Genomic DNA, 25,771 nt, shown 5'->3' with positions numbered 1-25,771 from the left:
CACGAGAATTGCTGCCTGTATCAACTGAAGTGGATGGAGCCGTGCATGAGCAACATCGATCGTCGTACCCTGGTCAAGGGCTCGCTCGCCGTCATGATGGCGGGCGCAGCGTTTTCGCGCGGCGCCCTCGCGCAATCCTCCGAGCCGATCCTGCTCGGCGTCAGCGGTCCCCTGACCGGGCCGAACGCGCAATACGGCACGCAGTGGAAGCAGGGCTTTGACCTCGCGCTCGACGAGATCCAGGCGGCCGGCGGCATCAACGGCCGCAAGCTCGCCTATCAATTCGAGGACAGCCAGAGCGACCCGCGCCAGTCGGTGGCGATCGCCCAGAAATTCGTCTCCAATCCCAGCATCGTGCTGGAGCTCGGCGACTTCTCCAGTCCCGCCTCGATGGCCGCCTCGCCGATCTACCAGCGCGCGGGCCTCGTGCAGTTCGGCTTCACCAATTCGCACCCTGACTTCACCAAGGGCGGCGACTTCATGTGGAGCACCTCGGTCAGTCAGGCCGACGAGCAGCCGCTGCTGGCCTCCTATGCCGTGAAGCGCCTTGGCCTGAAGAAGCTCGCGGTGCTGCACCTCAACACCGATTGGGGCCGCACCAGCCGCGATTATTTCGTCAACGCCGCCAAGGAATACGGCGCGGAGATCGCGGTGACCGAGGGCTATATCGCCGAGGAGCGCGACTTCCGCTCGACGCTGGTGCGCGTGCGCGACGCCAATCCGGACGGCCTGATCCTGATCTCCTACTATTCCGACGGCGCGCTGATCGCGCGTCAGGCGCGCCAGGTCGGGCTCAAGCAGGTGATCTGCGCGGCGAGCTCGGTCTACTCGCCGAAATTCCTGGAGCTCGGCGGCGAGGCGGTCGAGGACGTCCATGTCGGCACGCGCTACTTCCCCGAAGACCCGCGGCCCGAGGTGCAGAAGTTCATCGCCGGCTTCAAGAAGAAGTACAACGGGCTCGAGCCCGACGCCTTCAACGCCTACGCCTATGACGCCATGAACATGGCGGCGGCGGTGGTGAGGATCGGCGGCACCGACCGCAAGGCGATCCGTGATGCCTTCACCAAGGTCAAGGACGTCCCGAGCGTCATCTTCGGCGCCGCGACGTTCGACGTCGCCACCCGCCGCGTCAAGGGCGCCATGAACGCCGAGCTGGTCGTGCGCAAGGGCCAGTTCGCGCTCTGGGACGGCAAGCCGACCTGACCTGATGGCCGGGGCGCCAGCCTCGGCCGCTTTCTCTTGATTGGGACCATCGCGTGTCTTCCTGGCTTGACTACACGATCAACGGGCTGATCGTCGGCAATGTCTACGCCCTCGTTGCGGTCGGGCTCGCGCTGATCTTCGGCGTCAGCCGGCTGATCAACTTCGCGCAGGGCTCGATCTACCTGGTCGGCGCCTATATCGGCTGGGTCGCGGTGGTGCAGCTGCATACGCCGCTGCCGCTCACCATCGTCGTGGTGGCAGTGGCCGCCGCGATCGTCGGGCTGATCATCGAACGGTTCGGCCTGCGGCCGCTGCAGAACTCGGTGCGCATCGCGCCGCTGCTCGCGACCATTGGCATCAGCTTCGTGCTCGATCAGCTGGTGATGCTGACCTTCTCGCCGAACCCGCGGGCGCTGCCGAGCCAGTTGCCGGATGTGCGCTTCCAGGTCGGCGGCGGCACCATCGGCCCCCTTGATCTCCTGATCGCCGGCGTCGGCCTCACCAGCGCGCTGCTGCTGTTCGTGTTCCTGCGCTACTCTAAGCTCGGCTGGGCGGTACGCGCCGCATCGCAGGATCGCGACGCGGCGATGCAGATGGGCGTCGACGTCAACCGCGTCAATCAGGCGGTGTTCGGCATTGCCGCGGCGCTCGGCGGCGTCTCCGGCATGCTGGTCGGCATGTACTACAACCAGATCGACACCGCGATGAGCCTGCAGGCGACGCTCAAGGGCGTCGTCGCCGAAGTCGTCGGCGGTGCCGGCAACGTGCCCGGCGCTGTCATCGGCAGCCTGTTGCTGGGACTGGTCGAGAGCTACGGCGTGGCCGTGTTCGGCACCAGCTATCGCAATTTGTTCGCGTTCCTGCTGCTGGTCGTCGTGCTCGTACTGCGCCCGAATGGCCTGTTCGCCAGCGCGCGGCAGGCGCCGCCCGAGCCGCTCACCGGCACCTTCATTGCGCCGAGCCGTCCCGTGCGCATTCCGCGCTGGGCCTTGCTGGCGGCGGCCGCGATCTTCGCGGTCCTGCCGTTCTTCCCGGTGTCCTTCTACGTGCTCCAGACCCTGATCAACGCCTGGCTGCTCGGCATGCTCGCGCTCAGCCTGACACTGGTGGCGGGCACGATGGGGCAGGTCTCGCTCGGACATGCCGCATTGCTCGCGATCGGCGCCTACACCTCCGCGCTATTGTCGCTGACGCTCAACGTCCCGGTCGGCCTCGCCATCATCGCCGGTGGCTTGATGAGCGCTGCGCTCGGCACGCTGCTGATCTCGCCGTCGTTCCGCCTGCGCGGGCACTACGTCTCGATCGCGACGCTCGCGATCGGCGAGATCGTGTCGCTGGTGATCCTGAACTGGGAGAGCGTCACGCGCGGTCCCATCGGCATCTCAGGCATCCCGCCGCTGTCGCTGTTCGGCTATGATCTGATCAGCCCGAATGCGATCTACTGGTTCAGCTTCGTGGTGATGGTCACACTCGCGCTGCTGCAGGGCCGGCTGCTCGGCTCGCATCTTGGCCGCAGCTTCCGTGCCATCCGCGACGACGACATCGCCGCGCGCGCCTATGGTCTCGGCCTGAACCGCTACAAATCGCTCGCTTTCATCTTCGGCGGCTTTGCCGCCGGCGTTAGCGGCGGCATCGCCGCGCATCTCTATTCCTACATCAACCACGAGACCTTCAACACGCAGCAATCCATCCTGGCGCTGACGGTCGTGATCCTCGGCGGCCTCGGCAATGTCGTCGGCGCTATTCTCGGAGCAGTCGCGCTGGTCGGCTTGCCAGAGGTGTTCCGGATCGCGGCGGAGTACCGCATCCTGATCTACGGCATCGTGCTGCTGCTGCTGGTACGGTTCAGGCCGCAGGGCCTGTTGGGGACGATGTGATGGCGGAGCGGGCTCCCATGCTGTCCTTGCGCGGGCTGACGCGCCGCTTCGGCGGCCTCACCGCCGTCGATGCCATCGATCTCGACCTCGCCAAGGGCGAGCTGGTCAGCATCATCGGCCCGAACGGCGCCGGCAAGACCACGCTGTTCAATCTCGTGACCGGGCTCGACCGACCCGATGCCGGCCATGTCCAGTTCGAAGGCCAGGACATCACGGGTCTGTCGCCGGAGCGGCTCGCAGGCCAGGGCATCGCGCGCACCTTTCAGCTCGGCCGCGTCTTCGGCAATCTCAGCGTCATGGACAACGTGCTGATCGGCGCCCACACGCGCTTGCGTGCCGTGAAGCCGGCGGTGCCGGTGATCGGCCCGCTGCTGGAGCTGGGCCTGGCGCTGCTGCGCCCCTCTAGCGTCAAGGCCGAGGAGGAGCGCCTGCGCGAGGAGGTGAAGGCCATCCTCGCCCGCTTCGGCGAGCGGCTGTTGCCGCGCATCGACCAGCCCGCCTACAGCCTGTCCTACGCCAACCGCCGCCGCGTCGAGATCGCCCGCGCGCTCGCGCTGAAGTCGCGCCTGTTGCTGCTGGACGAGCCGACCGCCGGCATGAACCCGACCGAGACCGCCGAGATGCAGGCGCTCGTCGCCGAACTGAAGGCGGAAGGCCTGACCATCCTCCTCATCGAGCACAAGCTGGAGATGGTGATGCGCCTCTCCGACCGCGTCATCGTCATGGACGAAGGCAAGAAGATCGCGGAAGGGCCGGGCGAAACGGTACGCAACGATCCCAAGGTGATCGAGGCCTATCTCGGCCACGGTCTGTCGGGGATGACGGAGCAGGAGAGCGCGGCATGACAGCGAGCGCACCCGAACCGCTGCTGGCGTTGTCCGACGTCAACACCTTCTACGGCCAGGCCCAGGTCCATTTCGACCTGTCGATCACGGTTGCGCGCGGCCACATCGTCTGCCTGCTCGGCGGAAATGCCAGCGGCAAGTCGACGACGATGAAGATCATCCTGGGCCTGGTCAAGCCGCGCTCGGGCGATGTGACTTTCGATGGGGCTTCTCTGATCGGCCTCTCTACACCGCAGATCGTCCGCCGCGGCATCGCCTCGGTGCCGGAGGCGCGGCGGCTGTTCGCGGACATGACCGTGCGGGAAAACATCCTGATGGGCGCCTTCGTGCGCAACGACCGCGACGCCGTGGCGCAGGATCTCGACAAGATGCTCACGCTGTTCCCGAAGCTCGGCCAGCGGCTGTCGCAGCGCGCGGGTTCCTTGTCCGGCGGCGAGCAGCAGATGGTCGCGATGGCGCGCGCGCTGATGAGCCGGCCGCGCATGATCGTGATGGACGAGCCGACCATGGGCCTGTCGCCGCTCTATGTCGACCGCGTGCTGGAGCTGATCCGCACTATCAACCAGGAAGGCGTGTCCCTTTTCATGGTCGAGCAGAACGCCAGCCTCGCACTCGAGATCGCGCACGAGGCCTATGTGCTCCAGACCGGCAAGATCGTGCTGTCAGGCCCGGCCCGCGAGCTGAAGGACGACCCCCGCGTGCGCGACGCCTATCTCGGCGGTTCCGAGGCCGCGTAGAACGCGGGCGCTACTGCAAAGCCGCCCTGCCGAATTGCACTGGTCAGTATGACCATCCTATGAAAAGATCATACCTCTGCCGCGATGGGGCGTGCAGCGGACGGAACGATAGTCGTGACGAGATGGTCTTTGCGGGCGGCTGAGCCCGGTGTCGTGCTGCTGTTCGGCGGGCTCATTGCCGCCAACATCGCCGCATGGGCCTGGGCCTTCGCGGCGTTCGGCGACCATCCGACGGTGATGGCGACGGCGCTGCTGGCCTGGGTGTTCGGTCTCCGCCACGCCGTCGATGCCGACCACATCGCCGCCATCGACAATACCGTGCGCAAGCTGATGCATGCCGGCGAGGCGCCGCGCAGCGCCGGGCTCTATTTCGCACTCGGCCATTCCACAATCGTCGTGGTCGCGACCACGCTGCTCGCATTCGGCGTGGTCAGCCTTGGCGGCGACAGCGTGCTCAAGGAGATCGGCAGCCTGATCGGCACCTCGGTGTCGGCGCTGTTCCTGCTCGCGATCGCGGCCATTAATCTTGCCATCTTCATTGGTCTGTGGCGGACGTTTCGTGCGGCGCGCGAGCAGGGCGTTCACGATGCGGAGGGTCTCGACAAGCTGCTCGCCCATCGCGGCTTCCTTGCGCGGTTGCTCGGCCCGATGTTTCGCTTGGTGACAAAACCCTGGCACATGTACCCGCTCGGCTTCCTGTTCGGGCTCGGCTTCGACACCGCGACCGAGATCGGCCTGCTCAGCATCTCCGCCAGCGAAGCCGCGCGCGGCGCTTCGCTCGTCGATGTCCTGGTCTTCCCCGCGCTGTTCGCATCAGGCATGGCGCTGGTTGACACCGCCGATTCCGCGCTGATGGTCAGCGCTTATCGCTGGGCCTTCGTCGATCCCAAGCGCAAGCTCTGGTACAACCTCACGATCACGGGCGCCTCCGTCGCGGTGGCGCTGCTGATCGGCGGCATCGAGGCGCTTGGCCTGATTGCCGACCGGCTTGGCCTGACCGGCGGCGTATGGACGCTGGTCGACGGCCTCAACGAGTCGCTCGCCCATGTCGGCATCGCCGTGATCGCGCTGTTCGTGATCGCCTGGCTCGTGTCGATCGCGCTTTATCACCGCGTGTTTGCTGATGATCGGCGTGCACCGGACATGCACGCGGCCGAGCTGGCGCGACGGGCGTAAGCCAGTCGGATCAGAGCGAGGCCGCGCTCGCGACCTGCTCGGCCGGCAGATCGTCTCCATTGGGATCGCCCGGCGCGGTGGCCCAGGCCAGCTCCACCAGCGTCACGAAGCGGCGGCCGCCGCCGTCGAGCTGGACCACGATCAGGCCCTGCTCCTCCATATAGCCGAGCAGCCGCTGCGCGCGGCGCAGCGAGTGCGAGCCGTAGGCGCGTGCGATCGCGGCATCGCCGGGGCAGGGCCAGCCTTCCTTGGCTGCGCGCGCGATCATCATGAACACGCCCTGCATGTCGTCGGGCAGGATCGAGGCGCGCAGCGACACCTCCTGCCAGGCATCGTCTTCGGCCAGATCCGTGCCGACGCCGGCGCGCGCATGCGTGAGCATGCGGCGGAATTCGTTGAGGTCGGGCACCGCCGCGCCGAGCCCCTCGATGCGGCAGCGGACCACGAATTCCTGATAGAGCACGCCGATGGCGCGGAAGCCGGCATCGGGCTCGGCCAGCACAGCGCGCAAGGTGCGATTGACGCGTTCGCGCCGCTCCGCAAGCTCCTCCGCGCTGACCGGCACCTCGACCATCTCGGGGCGGATCTCCGGCGTGGCGGCCGCCTTCGCGGCGCGGAGCTGTTCGAGCAGGTCAGGCGCGGGCCGGCGCTGCGGCCGGCTGGCATCGGGCGGTGGCGCGGCGAGGATGACGGCGCGGGCATCTTCCAGTGTCGCTTCCGGCAGCGGCATCAGCCGCGGCGTCGAGTTGCGCGGGGAGGTCGCGGTCGGGCCGATGTTCAGGCGCAGCGGACGGCGGGACAGCGCCGGTCCCAGCGCCATGAACTGGCCGCGCTCGAGATCGCGAAAGGCTTCGGCCTGCCGCCGCTCCATGCCGAGCAAATCGGCGGCGCGTGCCATGTCGATGTCGAGGAAGGTGCGGCCCATCAGGAAGTTCGAGGCCTCGGCCGCGACGTTCTTGGCGAGCTTTGCCAGGCGCTGGGTCGCGATGATGCCGGCAAGGCCACGCTTGCGGCCGCGGCACATCAGATTGGTCATGGCGCCGAGCGACAGTTTTCGCGCCTCGTCCGAGACTTCGCCGGCAACGGCCGGCGCAAACAGCTGCGCCTCGTCCACCACCACCAGCATCGGGTACCAATGGTTGCGATCGACGTCGAACATTCCGCCGAGAAACGCCGCGGCGCGCCGCATCTGGTTCTCGGCGTCGAGACCTTCGAGATTGAGCACGGTGGAGACGCGATGCAGCCGCGCGCGCTCGCCGGCGACCTGCAGGCCGCGCTCGGTGTGATCCTCGGCCTCGATCACCAGATGGCCGAAACGCTCGGCCAGCGTGACGAAATCGCCCTCGGGGTCGATGATGGCCTGCTGCACCCAGGGCGCGCTCTGTTCCAACAGCCGCCGCAGCAGATGCGACTTGCCGGAACCCGAATTGCCCTGCACCAGGAGACGGGTCGCCAGGAGTTCCTCGAGGTCCATGGCGGCCGCGGCGCCCGCCGTGGTCAGCCCCATCTCGATCGCAACCGTCATGCCCCGACTCAAGTCCCCGTCATTGCGGACAGGGGCTTACCAATCCGATCGGGATGCGTCGAGCGCTGCGGCGCGAATCATGGCCTGTTGCCCACGGCGGAGTTCAGGCGTGATTCGAGAGCCGTAGAAGTGCGGGCCGGAAGGGCGCCTGCGGGTCGTCGTCCTCGTTCTCGGGAATCGCGCAGGAGCCGAAATCCTGCCTGATCCGCTCGATCTCGGCGATGCGCTCGTGCAGCCGCTGCAAATGCTCCGGCGATGTCGCCCGCCAGAACCGGAAGGTGTCGGCGGTGAGCGGCAGGAACGCCGTTCCGAACGGCGTCGGCTCGGGAACGACGGTGCGCCCGAGCAGCAGGAACCGGCTTTCGCCGGAGACCACGAGGGTGGCATAGCCGCGATTGCCGATCCGCCTGATCCCGTTCAGCGACCATTCGGCGAGTTTGCTGAAATACGGCTCCTCGCGCCAGCGATCGGGGCAATGGTCGTCGACCGTCACGTTCACGGCGTCCTGGCTGAAATGCACGATGATGCCCGACCTCGCCGGAAACCAATCGTCGTCGAGATGGCCCTGCAGCCAGGCGCAGACGAAGGAGCGGCACATCTGCGGGCGGCGGTCGTAGATGCTGCATCCGGTGCCCGTCTGCCAATGCTTGCAGAGCTGGTTGACCGGCTTGTCGACGGCGGCCACCTCGAGAATATCGCAGCAGGCATTGCACGATCCGCATTGCCGGGTCAGCGGCGCTGTCTTCGGCAGGCCGGTCGCGCGAAAGCCCTGGCCGTCGCGGACCACCAGCTTCTGCTTCTCCAGCGCGTTCAACGCGCGCTCGATTTTGAGACGGGACAGTCCGGTGGCGTCGATCACGCCCTTGATCGTCGTTGCGCCTGCTCCGACCGCGCGGACGACGCTCTGCATCGCCTGGTCCATGACCTTCTTTTCTTGTTGTTGTTTGGATCCCTAACGCACTGCAACCAGTGCCGGGAAAGACCGTGAAGGACAGATGACTTACAAAGTATGTTGCTCATGCCTCATGCGCGAGGCAAGGAGGCGAGCCCTACAAGCGCGCATGCGGCGCTTGCACAAACGCGGCATCACGCGGGAAGCGTGAGGCTCGATTCACATTGTCGACGGGGTTGAGTCACGCGCGTTTTTGCTCGACTCGCACGCAAACGACGCGTTTTCACGCCATCTCGCGTCGGGATATGACGAGCAACATGCCTTCGTCTCACACAGCCGTGATAAATTCTGACATGCAGCGGGGAAACGAGGAGACGACACGATCACGTGATCGACGAGACGTGATCGATTTTGTCGGCAGCAGCCACACATCGTTGATGCGCGCGGACTCTATCTAAAATCGGCGGAGCTCACGCTGCGTCGGATCCGTGCCACACCGGGAACTGTTGCCGGCGCGAAGTATTGCAGCGCGCGGCGCGCGTCTGCGCTGCACGACCAAAGTCGGTGTCCGACATTCGGAGGGAGATCGAGACGGCGCGCTACTGCGCGCCCGAGCCGCCCTGCACGATCTTCTCGTTGAGCTTCTGGTCCACGGTCTCGACCGTGCGGTCGATCTCACCGTTCGGCGTGCCGAGCTGATGCGAGATCAGCTTCACCAGGAGGTCGACGCGCTCGATGAAGGGCGCGCCGCTCGCCACTGCGCGCGCGGCCGATGACGGCTTGAGCAGGCTTTCGGCGGCCTTGGCATATTTCTCGAACGGCACCTGGTCCTGCGGATCGGCGCCGAGCCGGCGGGCGATCGCGTCGACATGGTCATAGATCGTCTGCGAGCGCTTGAGATCGCCATGCACGGCGTCGCGGATCGACTGCGGTTCGTTCGGGGTGATGCAGCGGTAATTGCCGGTGAGCAGCATCGACCATTTCGCCAGCGGCACGAACAGGGAATCGAACACTTTCAGCTTCACCGGCACGTCCTTGCCGTCGAGTGTCACCGCGTCGATGTCGGCCTCGAGCTCGCGCAGCACCTTGTTGTGCTTCTCGTCGGCGAAGGCCGAGGCCTTGAAGTTCGTGGGCAGGCCGACATGCAGCACGTTCGCGGCCTCTTCCGGCGGACGGAAGGCCTGCGGGTCGGGCGAGCACAGCGTCACCAGGCCGGGCTCGAACCGCTCCCACACCTGCGCATTGGTGTAGGCCTCCTCGAGGTCCATGTCGGCGAGCGCCGGGATCCGCTTCAGATAAGGCAGCGGCGGCATGTTCATGATCGACAGGCACGGCAGCTTCGCCGCGGCGATCTTCACCATGAGCATGCGGACGGTGTGATTGGTGTATTGCGGCTCCTGCATCGCGAGGCCGACCAGATCGTAGCGGGAGACGTCGACATTCTGCGGCGTCACGGCGTCGAGCTTGCCGGGCAGGTCGCGCGAGAAGATCGCCCGGTGCCCCGCCTCGTCGCGCAATTTGATGCGGACCTCGGTACCGTCACGATTGATCAGCTCCGCGGTCTTGGCACGGCAGACCAGGGTCACATTGCCCCCCGCCATCAGCAGCTTGGTGCCCAGCAGCGAGCCGTAGGAAGCCCCAAGAATCAATACGTTACGCGCCATGTTTCGTCCCCTGGAATGTCATGTGATTTTTGCGCCCCGGCCGTGGCCCGAGGGCGGGTTGCGGGCATGTAAAGCGAACCGCGCGGCAATGGCAACTGGGATAATGCATACAAGGGAGGGTCGTAGGGAGGGCTGTAGCCCGGATGGAGCGGAGCGTAATCCGGGGCCGCTCGCCGGGCGGGGCACCTTTCCCGGATTGCGCTGCGCTCCATCCGGGCTACGAGATATTGCCCGACGGGCAAAACACCCCGCACGCTGTCAATCCGCTCGCGCGAAAATATTCCACTTTACCGAAATTCGGATTTGTCGTATCTATCGCCCATCCCGGCTCATCCTTGAGGGGCGATCATGTGGTCGTCATTTTCGCGAGCCGGGCTTGCGGTGGACGCGGCAGCGTCGGGCGCGAGAGTTAAGGGCAGGGCGGATTGCTCTCCGTGAGCCCGAGGCTTCGTGTCGACGAGCGGCGCTGTCAGGTTCGTCTCGCCAGTAAGTTTCCGGCTCCGTCGACAGGGCCGGGAAAACTGCGGCGAGGAGCGGGCCGTGCGTACGGCAAAACCGTGTGGTCCTGGCCGTCGTTGCTACGGCCAAGCCTTGGCGGATGCGGCATTCGCGTCAACCGGCGCAATGCCGGCGACTTCCGCGGAGGCGAGGGAGGCCAAAGGGAACTCGGCTCCCGAGAGCACGGCATAAGCCGTCCAACCATCGCGCAGGGAAGGCCGTGTGTTGGGCTTCACCTGTATGCCGCTGTGCAGTTCTTCTGCGTGTGCTGTCGCACAGCGGACCGTGGGTGCCAGCCGGCACCCGGCCTTCCCTGCGCCCTCTTGACTGAGAGGGTGAAGCGATGAAGCAAAGCTCGGGCGAATTGAGCCGCGAGGATGCGGAGGCGTGTCTGTGTGTTGGCCAATGCGGAATTCGAGCCTCTATGACCGTCATCCTGAGGCGCGAGGCATGGGACGCGTCGCGTCCCATGCCTCGCGCCTCAGGATGACGGAGCTGATAATGCCGTCATTGCGAGGAGCGAAGCGACGAAGCAATCCAGAATCTCTCCGCGGAAGGACTCTGGATTGCTTCGCTTCGCTCGCAACGACGATGTGGAAACTACGGGTGTCACCGTCAACTCTGCGCGATGGCAAAGCGAGTGTCGCGAAAGATCCGCATCGCCGCGAAATTTTACGCAAGCCTGCGCCGCAGCAATCATGCGAATGTTTCGCACGCGATCAGGCTGCGTAACCCAGCCTTATCCCTGGCTCGCCATGCGCGCGCGATCGAGATGTTCCTCGATCTTCGGGCGGTCACGGGTGCGCTCGAAACTGGTGCAGAGCAGCTCGGTCTCCTCGAGGGAGACAGGGGCGCGATACAGCCGGCACATGAACTCGGCGCTCGTGCGTCCCTTGCCGGCGGCCGGCCCGATGCCGGGGCTGCGTTCGGCCAGAAACATGCAGTCCCGGCAGATGCTGGCGTCGAGCCGCTGATGGGCCGCGTCGAGATGGTTGAGGACCTCACGCAGCGAGTCGCGCAGCCTGAGGCACTCGTCGGTCCCGAGCGACGTGACGGCGTTCACCACGTGATTGATCGGATCGTGCTGGTTCAGGCACTTCTCGCCCTGCGCTGTGACATGGAGCACGACGGAGCGCTTGTCCTCATGCGAGGGCTTGCGCACCAGGAAGGACTTGCCCTCCAGTGTCTTCACGATCTGCGAAGCAGTCGCCCGCGTGGCGCCGATGAAGCCGGCGAGCGCGGAGGGCGTGCGCGAAAACCTGTTGGCGCGGCCGAGAAAGCGCAGCGCCATCCATTCCCGATCGCGCAATCCATGCTGATTGCCCTCGAAATACCAAGCCCGCGCCGCCTGGACCAGCAGCTCGACGGCTTCTCGTGCCAACGGCATGGAATTACCTCGCCCCCAGGACTTCGTTTGCGGCGTCCCGAAGCCGCGTTCCGCCATGCCACGCAAATCCGTCGCGCGAAGCCCGATCCGCACATTCGTCCGACGCGCACATCGTGCCGGGCTCTTGCGCGAAAGCTTGGACTGCGAGGTTGCCGACTTGAACCGATGGGCGCCGACGCGAGACGCCATGCCGCCGATGGTATGCCAATCGCGATGCCGTCGAACGCAAGCCCGAGTTGCCGCCACCAGCGGACGAAAGATCGGAATTGTTCAACCGCAGCCCCTAAGTTCAAGTCACACGCAGACGTTTCTTATATTCCGTCGAAACGATGAATGAGCTTCTCAACAAAATCAAGTAGAGACACTCTTGCAGACTGGATGTCGCTTCAGGCGAATGTATCGTTCAAGACAATCTCGTTCTCCGGGACACATGTTAGTGAACGCAATACGCTGTCCCGCAAGCACCATGCACGCAACTATACGACGGTTTAATTGCACAGCATGTTGCTGTCCGGCGTTGATGCAAGTTGACCGAAGCTTGTGCATGACAAGGCGGCCTGCGTGGATGAGTCATCCACAACTTGTGTGATTTGCGGGAGAATCGCCGGGGGAACTCGTAGGGAATGCACGCGGCGGTTGTTGTGCTCGCGAAGGCGGAATCGGCAAGTCGACCGCTTGCGTCACGGCCGCCCGAATCTCATCCGATTGGTTGAGACGCTCACGGCGGAAAGCTGCGGCCGCGATGCGTACGCATCTAGCGGAAGCGCGGTGGCGTGCATGATCGACCGTCGAAATAATGAGCAGGATGCGATCGTGGGCGGCCGATGCGTAGTTTGCCGGGGTGCTTTCGCGCAAAGCCGGCACGGGCTCGTACAAGGAAAGCCCGTGAAACCCGAAATGCGGAACCGCGCTCCGATGTCATCGGAGCGGAATTGGCGCTACTCGCCCCTGAGCATGTCCCGCAGCTCGCGGAATGGATCGGCGCTCGGTGCAGCCGAGGCGTCTTGTCGCATCGCGCTGTAGATTCTCGGAACCATGTCGATCGCCTGGTCGAGGCCCGAATCACGTCCCTGCTGGTATCCGCCCATCAGGCGAAGGTCGCGCGTGTCCTCGTATTTGGCGATCATGGTGCGCAGCTTGCTCACCAATTCGCGCTCCTCGGGGTCCCAGACGTTGTGGGCGAGACGGGAGACCGAGGCCAGAACGTCCACGGCCGGATAGCGCGCCTGGTCGGCGATGTGCCTGGAGAGCACGATGTGGCCATCGAGCGTGCCGCGGATCGTATCGGCGATCGGCTCGTTGTGATCGTCGCCGTCGACCAGCACGGAGAAGATGCCGGTAATCGAACCGGATCCTTCCTCGCCGGGGCCGGCGCGCTCCAGAAGGCGCGGCAGGTCGGTGAAGACCGTCGGCGCGTAGCCGCGCGCGACCGCGGGCTCACCGGCGGCGAGCGCGACCTCGCGGGCGGCGTGGGCAAAACGGGTGATCGAATCGACCACGAGCAGGACCGATTCGCCCCGGTCGCGGAAATATTCGGCGACCGCCATGGCGGTCTTCGGCGCCAGCCGCCGCATCATCGGGCTTTCATCTCCCGTCGATACGATGGTGACGGCGCGGTTGCGGTTGGTGCCGAGCACGTCCTCGATGAATTCGCGCACCTCGCGTCCGCGCTCGCCGACGAGCGCCAGCACGACGGTGTCAAAACCCTGGCTGCGGGCGAGCATGGCGAGCAGCGTCGATTTGCCGACGCCGGAGCCGGCAAAAATGCCGACGCGCTGGCCGGCGCAGATCGGGGCGAACAGGTCGATCACGCGGACGCCGGTGCGCAGCGGCTTGTGGACGCGCGCGCGCTTCATGGCCGACGGCGCCTCGGCCTCCGCCGAGACGGCGACCGATCCGGGCGTGAGCGGACCCTGTCCGTCCAGGGGGGCACCGAGCGCGTTGATGACGCGGCCCTTCCAGCTCGGATCGGGCGCAAAAGTCAGGGGCGGCATCCGGTAGGCGACCGAGCCGAGGCCGGCGCCGAACTGCCGGTCGAACGGCTTCGCGACGATGCCCTCGCTGTCGATCCGCACCACCTCGCCGATCTGCGGCTTGCCGCCGGAGTTGACGCCGATCAGTTCACCGAGCCTGACGAAACGCGACAGGCCGGAGACACGGAAATGCGTCGGCGCGATCTCGGAGATCGCGCCGCTGACGCTGGCGAGGGGTGTGCTCTGCTGAAGCTCCAGCAGAGCCCACTCGAGTTGCCGAAGAGCGTTCAAGGAAACCGTCCACCTTCAATGCGCGCGGGGCGCAGTCTACTTGCAAGTCTACTTGCCCGGCTCGCCCAGCGTCCGGATTGCATTCGAGAGCGAGCTCTCGGTGCCCTCGATCATCGAATTGGTGCCGTCGAACGCACGCGAAGCCGCGATCAGCTTCGTCAACTCCATCATCGGATTGGCGCCGGAGCCCTCGACATAGCCCTGCTTGAAGCCGTCGCGCTGGAAGTCGGCAATGGCGGTCGCGGGACGGTCGGGGGTCACGCCGGAATTGCCGTAGCGCTCGAGATTGGCGTCGGCGGGAATGTTGAACAGGCCGATGGTGCCGATCTCGTTGTTGTCCTGGGTGATCGCGCCACTGCGCGAGATCGCGACCGGGCCGCCGTTCGGATCCAGCGTGATCTGGGCGCCGCCGGCATCGACGACGGGGAAACCGGACACGGTCTGCAGGTCGCCGTTGGCGGCAATCTGGAGGCGGCCGTCACGGGTATAGACCGTGCCGTTTGGCCCTGCGAAGGCGATCCAGCCGTTCCCGACCACGGCGACGTCGAGCGGGTTGCCGCTCTCGGTGATGCTGCCCTGCTCGCGCGAGATGATGTTGTCGCCGGGCGAGGAGAACGCGACCGGGTTCGCGCCGGCCTTGGACAGCACGGTCTCGAACTTGACCACGTCGGTGCGGAAGCCGGCCGTGTTGACGTTGGCGACGTTGTTGGCGATCGTCTGGAGACGCTTCTCGAGCGCGACCTGCGCCGACAAGCCGACATAAAGGGCCGATTGCATGACTTACCTGTTGAACCGGATGTTCTGAAGCGTGGTGAGCATGTCGGTATCCAGCGTGACCGACGTCGAGGCGCCGGCGATCAGCACCAGTGCGGGGTTGGTCGAACTATCGCTCTGGGCCTGGGTCGCATCCCACATCGCGGCGAAGCGCTGCACGAACTTGGTGACCTTGGCAGGATCCTGGAAGTCGGTGAGGTCAATCTTGTCCGTGATCATCTTGGCCTGGGCGTCGATGTCGGACGAGCTGATCGTCGACGACCAGCCCATGGCGGTCTGGACCACCTGGGTCAGCGCCTTGTCGGCGAGGATCTGGTAGGCCGTCGTGACCGTGGACGCCTTGCGGGTGAAATAGAGCGCCAGCCGCAGGCCCTCGTTCTGGTCGCCGGCGTTCTCCTCCATCGTCTGGGTGACGTATTGGGTCGCCGTATCGGTCGTGGCTGCGGTGGTCGAGGTGGCCTGGTCGCCGAGGGCGGCGAAATTGAAGGCGGCGGCGAACTGGCGGTAGCGGGTGTCGGAGAGCTTGTTGGCGAAGCTGTCCTGGTCCGAGACGCCCTCGGTCAGCACCTTGCGCATGAACGCCTTGGCGTAGGTCATGTCGCTGAGGCCATAGGCCTTCATCGCATAGGAGTAGAGGCGATAGTCCCCCAGGAAGTCATCGATCGTCTTGACGTTGCCGATATGGCTGAGGAAGTAGTCGGTGTCGCGGCTGACATCGGGTTCGGTCGCGACCTGCGTCAGCGACTTGCTCATGTCCGTGGTCAATCTGGTGTAGTCCGCGATCGTGGATAGCATGACACGTGCCCTTCCGGCCGCCCTTGCGACATGGTGCCAAGCTGCCGCGGATTGCTTGCGTGAGGCTGGCGGTATGGGGCGAGGCTTGCGGCATGGGAAGCCAGCTTCGCGCAAGCGTGGCCGACTAAATATTTCCGGTGGGATCGGCGATGGAGTGGCGCGTTGCTCAGTTTCGTGGGGATTTTCATCACGGTGGTGGCGCTGCTGGGCGGATTTGCCGCCATGGGCGGGCATCTGGCCGTGCTCATGCAGCCGTGGGAATTCGTGATCATCATGGGCACGGCGGTCGGCACCTTCATCGTGGCCAACCCGTGGAAGACGGTCGTCGACACCGGGGTCGCCTGCATGCAGGCAATCACCGGCGCGGTGCCGGGCCAGCGCTATTATCTCGACCTGCTCGGGGCGCTGCATGCCCTGATGCGCGAGCTGCGGGGCAAGGGCCGCAACGAGGTTGAGGCGCATATCGACGATCCCTCGTCCTCCGAGATCTTCAAGGCGTTCCCGAGCGTGCTCGGCGACCCCTCGCTGCTCCAGTTCATCTGCGACTATGTCCGTCTCATCATCATGGGCAATGCCCGTACGCACGAGATCGAAGCGCTGATGGACGAGGAAATCCACACCATCGTGAAGAGCAAGCTGGCGCCCTACCATTCGCTGGTGACCGTGTCCGAGGCGCTGCCGGCGCTCGGCATCGTCGCCGCGGTGCTCGGCGTCATCAAGGCGATGGGCGCGCTCGACCAGTCGCCGAAGCTGCTGGGCGGCTTCATCGGCGCGGCCCTGGTCGGCACCTTCGCCGGCATCTTCCTGTCCTACGGCATCATTTCGCCCTTCGCGATCAAGATCAAAATGACGCGCGAGAAGAAGTGCCGGCCCTACATCATCGTCAAGCAGACGCTGCTGGCCTTCATGAACGGCGCGATGCCGCAGATCGCGGTCGAGCACGGCCGCAAGATGATCGCGAGCAACGAGCGTCCCTCGATCGACGTCGTCGAGAACGAGACGATCGCGGGTCCCAAGGCCGTGCCCGACGCTGAACCGAAGGCGGCCCGCGCATGACGATGGAAGACGTCGAAATCGATCAGCGGAAGCAGCTGCCGAACTACCTGCTCGACGCGGCGGGTATTTCCATCGAGCGCATGCCGATGCTCAATGTGATCTTCGATCGCATGGCGGCATCGTGCACCGACAGCCTGCAGCCGATGGCGGGAACGCCGTGCTACTTCTCGGTCAACGGCATCACCAACGACCCGCTCGGCGATATCATCAAGGACTACGAGGGTAACGCAGTCGCCGCCGTGCTCTATGCCGAGCAGTGGGACTCCCGCGTCATCATCATGCTGGATCGTGACTTCGTGTTCACGATGGTCGAGGCGATGTTCGGCTCCGACGGCGCCGAACCGCCGCTCGATGTCGAGCGCACCTTCTCGAACATCGAGATCCGGCTGGTCCAGGCGCTGTTCGAGCGGTTCGCCAAGGCGCTGCAGGGCGCCTTCGCCGGCACGTCCAACGTCACCTTCCGGGTCGAGCGGGTCGAGACGGCGATGGCGTCGCTGGCGATCGGGCGCGCCAGCAACATGTCGATCTGTGCGAACATGATGGTGCAGGCGCTCTATCGCGGCGGCCAGATGTTCCTGATCATTCCGCACTCTGCGCTCAACCCATTGCGGCAGAAGCTTGCAACCGTCACTGCCAGCGACGGCCGCACGACCGATCCGCGCTGGCGCGAGCAGATGGAGAGCGAGGTTCAGCGCACCGAGGTGACGCTGAGCGCGGTGCTCGACGAGAAGATGATTACGCTCGAGGACGTCGTGAAATTCAAGGTGGGGCAGGTCCTGGAGCTCGAGGCCACGCCGCGCACGCTGGCCCGTCTCGAAAGCAACAATCAGGTGCTGTTCTGGTGTCAGATCGGCCAGCTTGATGGCTATTACGCCATGCAGGTGGCCGATCCCGTCGACCAGAAGCGGGAGTTCGTCGATGATATCCTATCTCGTTGATGCCGTGCTGCTGATCGCGCTGGCCTTCACCAGCATGCGGGTGACCAAGATGCATCGGGAGCTGGCGCGCCTGCGCAGCTACCAGGGCGAATTCTCGACCATCGTCCACGAGACGACGGGCGCCTTCGACACGGTCATCACCGCGGCGCACGATTCGACCGCAAATCTCGGGCGGCTCGCCAACGTGCTGACGACGAAGATCGACCAGGCCCACGAAGCGATCGCGGCGCTCGACGCCAGGAGCGGACTCGGGTCCGCCGCGACCGCCGGTGGTGCCGACGTGAACAAGCACTGAAGCCCGAACCGGCGGAACAATTACGATCGGAGCGCTGTGGTGCTCCGGGAGTGGAAATACCAAGAGGCGATACCACATGGCGCAATCCTTCGATTATGAGACTGCATCCGCATCGGAAGAGACCGAGACGTCTCCGCTGGAGCGGCTGGCCGAGATCGCCGCGCGCACGGCGGAGGAGACCGGCAAGTTCGCCAATGTCGACGCCATCATGCGCATTCCCGTCACCATGCAGGTGGTGCTGGGATCGGCGACCATCCCGGTGGCGAACCTGATGAAGCTCGGGCGCGGCGCGGTGGTTCCGCTCGATCACAGGGTCGGCGAGCCGGTCGACGTCGTCGTCAATGGCCGTATCGTCGCCCGTGGCGAAGTGGTCGTCGTCGAAGAGGACAATTCCCGCTTCGGCGTCTCGCTCACCGAGATCGTCGGACCGCTGGGGCAGGGTGATTCCTGACAATGGCGGCACAGGTCGGCATCGCTCCCATCAAGCAGCGAGGCGTTGCCGCGCTGGGCGGGACGGAAAAGGTCGCGGCACTTCTGCTGGCCATGGGCCGGCAGGCGGCCGCGAGTGTGCTCGCGCAGTTCGAGCCACAGGATATTCGTATCGTCACCAAGGCCGCGGCTGAGCTGCGGCCGATCACTGCGCAGGAACTCGAGGCGATTGTCGAGGAATTTGCGCAGCAGTTCTCGATGGGTGCCAACATCCTCGGCACCATCGGCGGCCTTGAAGCCGTGCTCGGCGACGTGCTTCCCGCCGACCAGGTCACCGCGATCATGACGGACCTGCTCGGCAATTCGAGCCGGTCGGTCTGGGATCGCGTCTCGTCGGTGTCGGAAAACTCGCTGGCGACCTACCTCTCCAAGGAGCATCCGCAGACCGCGGCGCTGATCCTGTCCAAGGTCAAGCCGTCCTGCGCCGCCAAGGTGATGAGCCAGTTGCCGTCGAGCCTGCGCAACGAGCTGATGCGGCGCGTGCTCAGCCTCAAGCCGATCGTCGACGACGCCATGAAGGTCCTCGAAAAGACCTTGCACGAAGACCTGACGCTGAACTTCGCCCGCAACCTCGGCGCCGACACCTACGCCCGCGTCGCCGACATCATCAACAAGATGGAGCGCGGCCATATCGAGGACATGCTGAAGAGCCTGTCGGAGAAGCGGCCGAAGTCGGCCGAAGTGCTGAAGGAACTGCTGTTCACCTTCGACGACGTGATCCACCTGACGCCGAAGGCGCGCACCATGATCTTCGATCAGGTGCCGACCGATCGCATCGTCGTCGCGCTCAAGGGCACCGACAAGCATTTCCGCGAAACGATCCTGTCGTCGGTCGCCTCGCGCGTCCGCCGCGTCGTCGAGCACGAACTCGCGAGCGGCGAGCCGTCGAACCAGCGTGACGTGCTGGAGGCGCGCCGCGTCATCACCGACCTCGCACTCGATCTCGCGGAGAAGGGTGAAATCGAGCTCAACCCCGATCAGGAGGATGAGCTGGTCTTCCGCTGACCGCTGAACGGGCATGGCAGAAACATCCGATCAGGAGAGCAAAACAGAAGAGCCGACCGAGAAGAAAGTCCGCGATGCGCTCGATCAGGGCAAAATCCCGGTCTCTCGGGAGGCATCCATCTTCGCCTCGATGGCCGCACTGATGATCATCCTGGCGTTCCTGATCGGTCAGGGCGTGCAGAATTTGGTGCCGACGCTGAAGGGCCTGCTCGACGACCCCGAGGGCTTCCCGCTCAACAACGGCGCGGACGTTCAGAACCTGCTCACCGTCGTGGGACTCGAGGCGCTGCGTTTCCTGGTGCCGCCGGTCGTCATCCTGATGACGTTCGGCCTTGCCTCATCGCTGCTGCAAAATGCGCCGCGCGTGGTGCTGGAGCGCATCATGCCGGATCTTTCGCGTATCTCCCCGATCGGCGGCTGGAGCCGGTTGTTCGGAACGCAGGGCTTCGTCGAATTCGCCAAGTCGCTGTTCAAGCTCGGCGCGGTGTCGGCCGTCGTCGCCGTCGTGCTGCGCTCGTCGGAGGCGAGGGCATTCGAGGCGATGTACACCGATCCGGTCGCGCTTCCCGAGATGATCCTCAATATCGCGATGCGGATCGTCTCGGCGATCTGCATCGCCACCATCGTCCTGGTCGCGATCGATCTCGCCTGGGCCCGCTTCCACTGGCGGCGCCAGCTGCGCATGACCAAGCAGGAGATCAAGGACGAGCACAAGCAGGCCGAAGGCGATCCGCTGATCAAGGCGCGCCTGCGCTCGCTCGCGCGTGACCGTTCGCGCCAGCGCATGATCGCCTCCGCCGCGCGCGCGACGCTGGTGATCGCGAACCCGACGCACTTCGCGATCGCGCTGCGCTACAAGCGCGAGGAAAATCCGGCGCCGCTCGTGGTGGCCAAGGGCATGGACGTGATCGCGCTGAAGATCCGCGAGGTCGCCGAGCAGAACAGAATTCCTGTCATCGAGAACAAGGCGCTGGCGCGCGCGCTGTACGAGGCCGTGCAGGTCGACCAGGTGATTCCGGCCGAGTTTTTCCGTCCCGTCGCCGAGATCATTTACTTCCTGCAGTCGAAGCAGGCGCCGCGGCCCGAGAAGGTTCAGTAGATTTCCGAGGATGGTGCTTCGCCCAACAGCTTGACGAAAGCTTAACGCCCTAGGGTTCTTTCCAATGAATCCATAATGGGGCCGTCGTGGGACCGCTTTATCTCTTCGAACTCGCATCGTCGCAGGCGCGATACCTGGAGCTCCGCCAGTCGACCATCGCGACCAACGTTGCCAACGCCAATACGCCGGGCTTCAAGGCGCGCGATGTCGAGCCCTTCAACAAGGTGCTCGACACGCTGCCGGTGCGGCTTGCGACGACGTCGCCGTCGCACATGCAACTGTCCGCGGCCGAGAGCGACACGCGTGCGACTGCCAAGAAGGATAGTTGGGATGTGGTTCATTCCGGCAATTCGGTCAGTCTCGAGCAGGAAATGATCAAGGGCAACGACGTCAATCGCGACTACTCGATGAATTCGGCGATCGTGCGGTCGTTCCATCGCATGGTCCTGTCGAGCGCGAAGACCTGAGGTGAATTGACATGCTGGACTCATTGAGCGCGTCCCTGACTGTTGCGAGCTCCGGGCTCGAAGCGCAGTCGACGCGCATGCGCATCGTCTCGGAAAACCTCGCCAACGCGACCTCGACCGGGCGCACCGCCGGTGCCGATCCGTATCAGCGCAAGACCATCACCTTCGACGCCGCGATGGATCGTGCCTCGGGCACGCAGCTCGCGAAGGTCAAGGAGATCGGGGTCGACACCACGCCCTACCGCGTCGAATACGATCCGGGACATCCCGCCGCCGACAAGGCCGGCTACGTCAAGCTGCCGAACGTCAACATGATGATCGAGATGGCCGACATGCGGGAAGTCAACCGGTCCTACGAAGCCAATCTCCAGGTCGTGAAACAGGTGAGATCGATGCTGGGAATGACCATCGATCTGCTGAGGAGCTGACAATGCTTGAGGCGATTTCATCCACCGCGATTTCCGGCGGCCACGCGGTAAGCCGTGCCACCGAGTCGCAGGCCATCGCACCGGCGGCACCGACCGCAATTCAGTCGACCGACGATGTCGGATTCGAATCGGTGATGAAGCAGGTGACGACGGACGCGATCAGCACGCTGAAGGCGGGCGAAGCGGCGTCGATCTCGGCGATGCAGGGCAAGGAATCGACCCGCAAGGTCGTGGAGGCGCTGATGTCGGCCGAGCAGGCCATGCAGACGGCGGTCGCGGTTCGCGACAAGGTCGTGCAGGCCTACCAGGAAGTCGTTCGGATGTCGATTTGATCTGAGGGAGTGACGTAAGTGAAATCGCTCGCCATTGCGGCCACGGGCATGAACGCCCAGCAGACCAATATCGAAGTCATCGCGAACAACATCGCCAACATCAACTCGACCTCGTACAAGCGGGCGCGCGCGGAATTCACCGATCTGTTCTACCAGATGGACCGCATGCAGGGCGTCGCGAACGTGAACGGCTCCTCGCCGATCCCGGAAGGCGCCAATCTCGGCCTCGGCGTCAAGTCGGCGGCGATCCGCAAGCTGCACATCCAGGGCGCGCTGACGCAGACCGGCAACCCCTACGACCTCGCGATCAACGGTCGCGGCTGGTTCCAGGTGCTGGGTCCGAACAACGAGGTGCAATACACCCGCGCCGGCTCGTTCAACACCAATGCCAACGGCCAGCTCGTGACGATCGACGGCTATCTGCTGGATCCCGCCATCACGGTCCCGCAGGGAACGGTCCAGGTCACGGTCAACCAGACCGGCCAGGTGTTCGCCAAGCTGGACACGGAAGTGAACCCGCGGCAGATCGGCCAGCTCAACCTCGCCAATTTCGCCAACGAGGCCGGTCTCGAGCCGCTCGGCGGCAACCTCTATCGCGAGACCACGGCGTCGGGCACGCCGGTCGTCGGACTGCCGGGCGATGCGGGCTACGGCAAGATCAACCAGCAATATCTCGAAGCCTCGAACGTCGATCCCGTCAAGGAGATCACCGAGTTGATCTCGGCGCAGCGCGCCTACGAAATGAATGCCAAGGTCATCCAGGCCTCGGATGAAATGGCCTCGACCGTATCGAAGGGTCTCAGTCGCTAGTTTCGGTGTGTCCATGTTGAACAGGGTGGGCCTGATCGTGCGCGGGTTGGCCGCCGTGCTGCTGGTTCTGGTCTCGGCGCGCGTCGCCGTGGCCGAGGAGAAGCGGCTTCCCGTGCCGGCGGTCTCGATCCGCGCCGGCGAGCTGATCCGGGACGACATGATCACGGAGCGGATCTTCGCGCCGAACGTGCTCGGCGTCGCCATGTTCATCGAGGGCCGCCAGGTGCTGGTCGGCCGCATGGCCCGGCGCACGCTGCTGCCGGGCCAGCCGATCCCGACCAACTCGGTGGAGGATCCCTTCACCATCGCCCGCGGCGCCATGGTCAAGGTCGTGGTCGAGGACAGCGGCCTGTCGATCGTCACTTACGGCTCGGCGATGCAGTCGGGCGCGCCCGGTGCGCTGATCCCGGTGCGAAACACCGACACCGGCGTGATCATCAGGGCCATCGTCCAACCGGACGGCACCGTCAAGGTCGTGGACGGGTCATGATCAGGTTCCTGCTCGCGTTCGTCCTCCTCGTTTCCGCCGCCAGCGCCCAGGCCGCCGTCCGCATCAAGGACATCGCGGACATCAAGGGCCTGCGCGAGAACCAGATCGTCGGCTACGGCCTCGTCATCGGCCTGAACGGTACCGGCGACACGCTCCGCAACGCTCCGTTCACGGAGCAGTCCCTGCAATCGATGCTCGAGAACATGGGCATCAATGTCAGGAACGAAACCACGAGCACGACCAATCCCGCACGTCCGACGACGCTGCGCACGCGCAACGTCGCCGCCGTAATGGTGACCGCGGACCTGCTGCCCTCGATTGGTGCCGGCGAGCGGATGGACGTGACCGTGTCGTCGCTCGGCGATGCGACTTCGCTGCTCGGCGGCACGCTGGTGATGACGTCGCTGCGCGCCGCTGACGGTGCGGTCTACGCGGTGGCGCAAGGCGCGGTCACGGTCGCCGGTTACAGCGTCGGTGGCCAGGCGCAGAACGTCAGCCAGGGCACGCCGACCGCCGGCCGCATTCCGAACGGCGCGCTGGTCGAGCGCGAGGTGCAGGGAAGCCTGCATGAGATGGAGTTCCTGGTGCTGGAGCTCAAGAATCCCGACTTCGTCACCGCAACCCGCATCCTCGATGCGATCAACCGCTACGCCGGCGGTCGCTACCGGTCGCAGATCGCCTTCGAGCGCGACTACCGCACCATCGTGCTGTCGAAACCGCGCAACGTCGGTCCGGTCCGCTTCCTCGCGGAAGTCGGCGAGCTGACGGTCGAACCTGATACACCGGCGAGGGTGGTGATCAACGAACGCACCGGCACGGTGGTGATCGGGCGGGACGTGCGAATATCGACCGTTGCGGTCACGCACGGCAATCTGACGGTCCGCGTCACGGAACTTCCCGTGGTGTCGCAGCCGGCGCCGTTCTCGCAGGGCCAGACCGTGGTCGTTCCCCAGACCGTGGTCGAGGCCAACGAGGCCGGATCGCAGGTGGCGATCCTGAGCGGCGTCGATCTCCAGCGCCTGGTGCGCGGATTGAACCAGATCGGCCTCAAGCCTTCCGGCATCATCGCGATCCTCCAGGCGATCAAGACGGCCGGCGCGCTCCAGGCCGACGTCATCGTGCAATGATGCGCAAGCGTCGAGCAAGCTTGGTCGCTCAATGCTCAGGTCTCGACCGAGAATCGCACGCGGCCCGATGCTGACACTGGATCACAAAGCCAAGCTCCTCCTCCTGATCGCGGCCTCCGCGATCATGAGCGCGTCGCCTGCGCTCGCTCTGGACGAGGCCAGGACGTCGAAGCCGCTCAATCTGCTGTCCTTCGCCCGGGCGCGCGCGCCCGGGGGGCAAAGGCCGTCCCTCTCGACCTCGCCCATTCCAGGCGACAACGCCTCGATCCGGGCGACGGCGTGGGCAGCGGAAGATTCCGCGCCGGCAACCACCGGCGCAGTGCCGGCGCCCGAGACGCCTGCACGTGCACCGGCGCCTGCGCCCGCAGCCGCGCCGGTTCGGCCTGCCAAGCCCGGTAGCGTCACAGCGCCGCCCAAGCCCGCCCCGCCGCAGGCCGCCGTGTCCCCGGACAACGAAGTCGCCCTGTTCTGCAGCAACGTGGCCGACCCCGCCGTCGATGCGCGGCTGGCCTGGCAGCTCAAGGAGCTGGAGAAGGCCGAGGCCCTGCTGCGTGAGCGGATCGCCGAGGTCGAGGCCAAGCGCGCCGAATACGAGAAGTGGATGGCGCTGCGTGACGACTTCCTGAAGAAGGCCGAGGCGCAGGTCGTCGAGATCTATTCGCGCATGAAGCCGGACGCCGCCGCGACCCAGATCGCCGGGATGGCTGACGAGACCGCCGCCGCCGTGCTCGCCAAGCTGAGCCCGAGGAGTTCGAGCGCGATCTTCAACGAGATGGATACGGCGCGCGCCGCGCATCTTGCCGACCTGCTCGGCGGCATGCGCCGCGTGGACGACGGAAAGAACAAGTAAATGAAGAAGCCGTTCCTCATCCTGTCGCTCCTGCTGTCGTCGGTGCTCCTGACCGGGTGCTTGAATGATCCGGCCGAAGTGCTGACCGGTCCGCGCCTGTCGCCGGTCGGCAGCGGCCTGAGGACGCAGGCTGAACCGATTCCGGTAACACCCCGCGTGCGGACGCCGGTCAGCTATCGCTCGACCTGGGACGACGGCACCGACCTTTATCGCGATCCCCGCGCCCGCCGCACCGGCGACGTCGTGACTGTGATCATCTCGATGCAGGACAAGGCCAAGCTCGACAACAAGACCGATCGCTCGCGCGATTCGCAGATCAAGTTCGGGCTCGACTGGCTGATGGATGTCGCAGGATGGGCCGACAAGGGCCAGACCACCGCCAACCTCAGCACCAACACGCAGATCAAGGGCAACGGCCAGATCGACCGCACCGAGGACATCAAGCTGTCGATCGCCGCGATCGTCACCGACGTGTTGCCGAACGGCAATATGATGATCAGCGGCTCGCAGGAGTTCCGCGTCAACACCGAGATGCGCGTGCTCAATGTCGGCGGCATCGTGCGTCCGCGCGATATCTCGCGAACCAACACGATCTCCTACGAGAAGATCGCGGAGGCGCGGGTGTCCTATGGCGGTCGCGGAAATCTGTCAGACGTGCAGCAGCCTGGATGGGGACATCGGATCTATGACGCCGTGGCACCGTTCTGAGGCTTCTGGCAGCCCGGCCTCGCGGCGGAGGCAACGGACA

Annotated in this window: 26 protein-coding genes; 19 read left to right on the top strand and 7 right to left on the bottom strand. The window is 65.2% G+C overall.

The features are described 5' to 3' along the window. Positions 1–45 precede the first annotated feature (45 nt). The 5 genes from RAD16_RS16485 (at position 46) to RAD16_RS16465 (ending at position 5,838) form a co-directional block, all read left to right on the top strand. Positions 46–1,203, top strand: a complete 1,158-nt coding sequence (locus RAD16_RS16485) for an ABC transporter substrate-binding protein (protein WP_458158940.1) — start codon at positions 46–48, stop codon at positions 1,201–1,203. A gap of 53 nt (positions 1,204–1,256) precedes the next feature. Further along, a complete protein-coding gene (locus RAD16_RS16480) occupies positions 1,257–3,080 on the top strand; it encodes an ABC transporter permease (protein WP_458158939.1) in 1,824 nt (607 codons plus the stop codon). Next, a complete protein-coding gene (locus RAD16_RS16475; RefSeq protein WP_458158938.1) occupies positions 3,080–3,925 on the top strand; it encodes an ABC transporter ATP-binding protein in 846 nt (281 codons plus the stop codon). The genes RAD16_RS16480 and RAD16_RS16475 overlap by 1 nt, the downstream gene beginning before the upstream one ends. Then, positions 3,922–4,662, top strand: coding sequence for an ABC transporter ATP-binding protein (locus RAD16_RS16470; RefSeq protein WP_458158937.1), 741 nt, complete (start codon positions 3,922–3,924; stop codon positions 4,660–4,662). The genes RAD16_RS16475 and RAD16_RS16470 overlap by 4 nt, the downstream gene beginning before the upstream one ends. Before the next feature lie 84 nt (positions 4,663–4,746). Then, a complete protein-coding gene (locus RAD16_RS16465) occupies positions 4,747–5,838 on the top strand; it encodes a HoxN/HupN/NixA family nickel/cobalt transporter (RefSeq protein WP_458158936.1) in 1,092 nt (363 codons plus the stop codon). Between the two features lie 10 nt (positions 5,839–5,848). Here RAD16_RS16465 and RAD16_RS16460 read toward each other — a convergent pair whose 3' ends face one another. The 7 genes from RAD16_RS16460 to RAD16_RS16430 form a co-directional block, all read right to left on the bottom strand. Next, a complete protein-coding gene (locus RAD16_RS16460) occupies positions 5,849–7,363 on the bottom strand; it encodes a helicase HerA domain-containing protein (RefSeq protein WP_458158935.1) in 1,515 nt (504 codons plus the stop codon). A gap of 103 nt (positions 7,364–7,466) precedes the next feature. Next, positions 7,467–8,285: a YkgJ family cysteine cluster protein gene (locus RAD16_RS16455; RefSeq protein WP_458158934.1), complete on the bottom strand. Its 819-nt coding sequence runs from the start codon at positions 8,283–8,285 to the stop codon at positions 7,467–7,469. Between the two features lie 569 nt (positions 8,286–8,854). Further along, positions 8,855–9,919 carry a ketopantoate reductase family protein gene (locus tag RAD16_RS16450; RefSeq protein ID WP_458158933.1) on the bottom strand — a complete coding sequence of 355 codons (1,065 nt, stop codon included), beginning with the start codon at positions 9,917–9,919 and terminating at the stop codon, positions 8,855–8,857. Between the two features lie 1,237 nt (positions 9,920–11,156). Then, complete coding sequence (locus RAD16_RS16445) at positions 11,157–11,804, bottom strand: MarR family winged helix-turn-helix transcriptional regulator (protein ID WP_458158932.1); 648 nt, start codon at positions 11,802–11,804, stop codon at positions 11,157–11,159. Between the two features lie 938 nt (positions 11,805–12,742). Beyond that, a complete protein-coding gene (gene fliI, locus RAD16_RS16440; RefSeq protein ID WP_458158931.1) occupies positions 12,743–14,068 on the bottom strand; it encodes a flagellar protein export ATPase FliI in 1,326 nt (441 codons plus the stop codon). Positions 14,069–14,116: 48 nt separating this feature from the next. Beyond that, entirely contained in the window at positions 14,117–14,845 is a 729-nt protein-coding gene (gene flgF / locus RAD16_RS16435; protein ID WP_458158930.1) for a flagellar basal-body rod protein FlgF, read from the bottom strand. 3 nt (positions 14,846–14,848) lie between these two features. Further along, complete coding sequence (locus RAD16_RS16430; protein ID WP_458158929.1) at positions 14,849–15,637, bottom strand: DUF1217 domain-containing protein; 789 nt, start codon at positions 15,635–15,637, stop codon at positions 14,849–14,851. A 162-nt stretch (positions 15,638–15,799) separates the two neighbouring features. On the opposite strand from RAD16_RS16430, the gene motA reads away from it, so the two are divergent. From motA to flgH, 14 genes are all read left to right on the top strand, one after another. Further along, on the top strand, positions 15,800–16,693 hold the full coding sequence (gene motA, locus RAD16_RS16425; protein ID WP_458158928.1) for a flagellar motor stator protein MotA: 894 nt from the start codon (positions 15,800–15,802) through the stop codon (positions 16,691–16,693). Continuing rightward, on the top strand, positions 16,690–17,631 hold the full coding sequence (locus tag RAD16_RS16420; protein ID WP_458158927.1) for a flagellar motor switch protein FliM: 942 nt from the start codon (positions 16,690–16,692) through the stop codon (positions 17,629–17,631). Before motA ends, RAD16_RS16420 begins: the two co-directional genes overlap by 4 nt. Continuing rightward, positions 17,612–17,926 (top strand): hypothetical protein, encoded by a 315-nt coding sequence (locus tag RAD16_RS16415; RefSeq protein ID WP_458158926.1) that lies wholly within the window; start codon positions 17,612–17,614, stop codon positions 17,924–17,926. Before RAD16_RS16420 ends, RAD16_RS16415 begins: the two co-directional genes overlap by 20 nt. A 76-nt stretch (positions 17,927–18,002) precedes the next feature. Further along, complete coding sequence (fliN, locus tag RAD16_RS16410; RefSeq protein WP_458158925.1) at positions 18,003–18,377, top strand: flagellar motor switch protein FliN; 375 nt, start codon at positions 18,003–18,005, stop codon at positions 18,375–18,377. 2 nt (positions 18,378–18,379) lie between these two features. Then, positions 18,380–19,420 (top strand): flagellar motor switch protein FliG, encoded by a 1,041-nt coding sequence (locus tag RAD16_RS16405; protein WP_458158924.1) that lies wholly within the window; start codon positions 18,380–18,382, stop codon positions 19,418–19,420. A gap of 13 nt (positions 19,421–19,433) precedes the next feature. Next, positions 19,434–20,519: a flagellar biosynthesis protein FlhB gene (gene flhB / locus RAD16_RS16400; RefSeq protein WP_458158923.1), complete on the top strand. Its 1,086-nt coding sequence runs from the start codon at positions 19,434–19,436 to the stop codon at positions 20,517–20,519. Positions 20,520–20,605: 86 nt separating this feature from the next. Beyond that, a complete protein-coding gene (gene flgB, locus RAD16_RS16395; protein ID WP_458158922.1) occupies positions 20,606–20,986 on the top strand; it encodes a flagellar basal body rod protein FlgB in 381 nt (126 codons plus the stop codon). A gap of 11 nt (positions 20,987–20,997) precedes the next feature. Then, a complete protein-coding gene (gene flgC, locus RAD16_RS16390; RefSeq protein ID WP_458158921.1) occupies positions 20,998–21,414 on the top strand; it encodes a flagellar basal body rod protein FlgC in 417 nt (138 codons plus the stop codon). Between the two features lie 2 nt (positions 21,415–21,416). After that, positions 21,417–21,746, top strand: a complete 330-nt coding sequence (locus RAD16_RS16385) for a flagellar hook-basal body complex protein FliE (RefSeq protein WP_458158920.1) — start codon at positions 21,417–21,419, stop codon at positions 21,744–21,746. A gap of 18 nt (positions 21,747–21,764) precedes the next feature. Continuing rightward, positions 21,765–22,556 carry a flagellar basal-body rod protein FlgG gene (gene flgG / locus RAD16_RS16380; RefSeq protein WP_458158919.1) on the top strand — a complete coding sequence of 264 codons (792 nt, stop codon included), beginning with the start codon at positions 21,765–21,767 and terminating at the stop codon, positions 22,554–22,556. A 13-nt stretch (positions 22,557–22,569) separates the two neighbouring features. Beyond that, entirely contained in the window at positions 22,570–23,046 is a 477-nt protein-coding gene (gene flgA / locus RAD16_RS16375; protein ID WP_458158918.1) for a flagellar basal body P-ring formation chaperone FlgA, read from the top strand. Beyond that, entirely contained in the window at positions 23,043–24,173 is a 1,131-nt protein-coding gene (gene flgI, locus RAD16_RS16370; RefSeq protein WP_458158917.1) for a flagellar basal body P-ring protein FlgI, read from the top strand. The genes flgA and flgI overlap by 4 nt, the downstream gene beginning before the upstream one ends. A gap of 67 nt (positions 24,174–24,240) precedes the next feature. After that, positions 24,241–25,023 carry a MotE family protein gene (locus RAD16_RS16365; protein ID WP_458158916.1) on the top strand — a complete coding sequence of 261 codons (783 nt, stop codon included), beginning with the start codon at positions 24,241–24,243 and terminating at the stop codon, positions 25,021–25,023. Next, on the top strand, positions 25,024–25,731 hold the full coding sequence (gene flgH / locus RAD16_RS16360) for a flagellar basal body L-ring protein FlgH (RefSeq protein ID WP_458158915.1): 708 nt from the start codon (positions 25,024–25,026) through the stop codon (positions 25,729–25,731). It abuts the gene before it with no gap. Positions 25,732–25,771: the final 40 nt, after the last annotated feature.

This window comes from Bradyrhizobium sp. 18BD (assembly GCF_054185225.1).
This window is presented reverse-complemented; position numbering and strand designations above follow the sequence as displayed.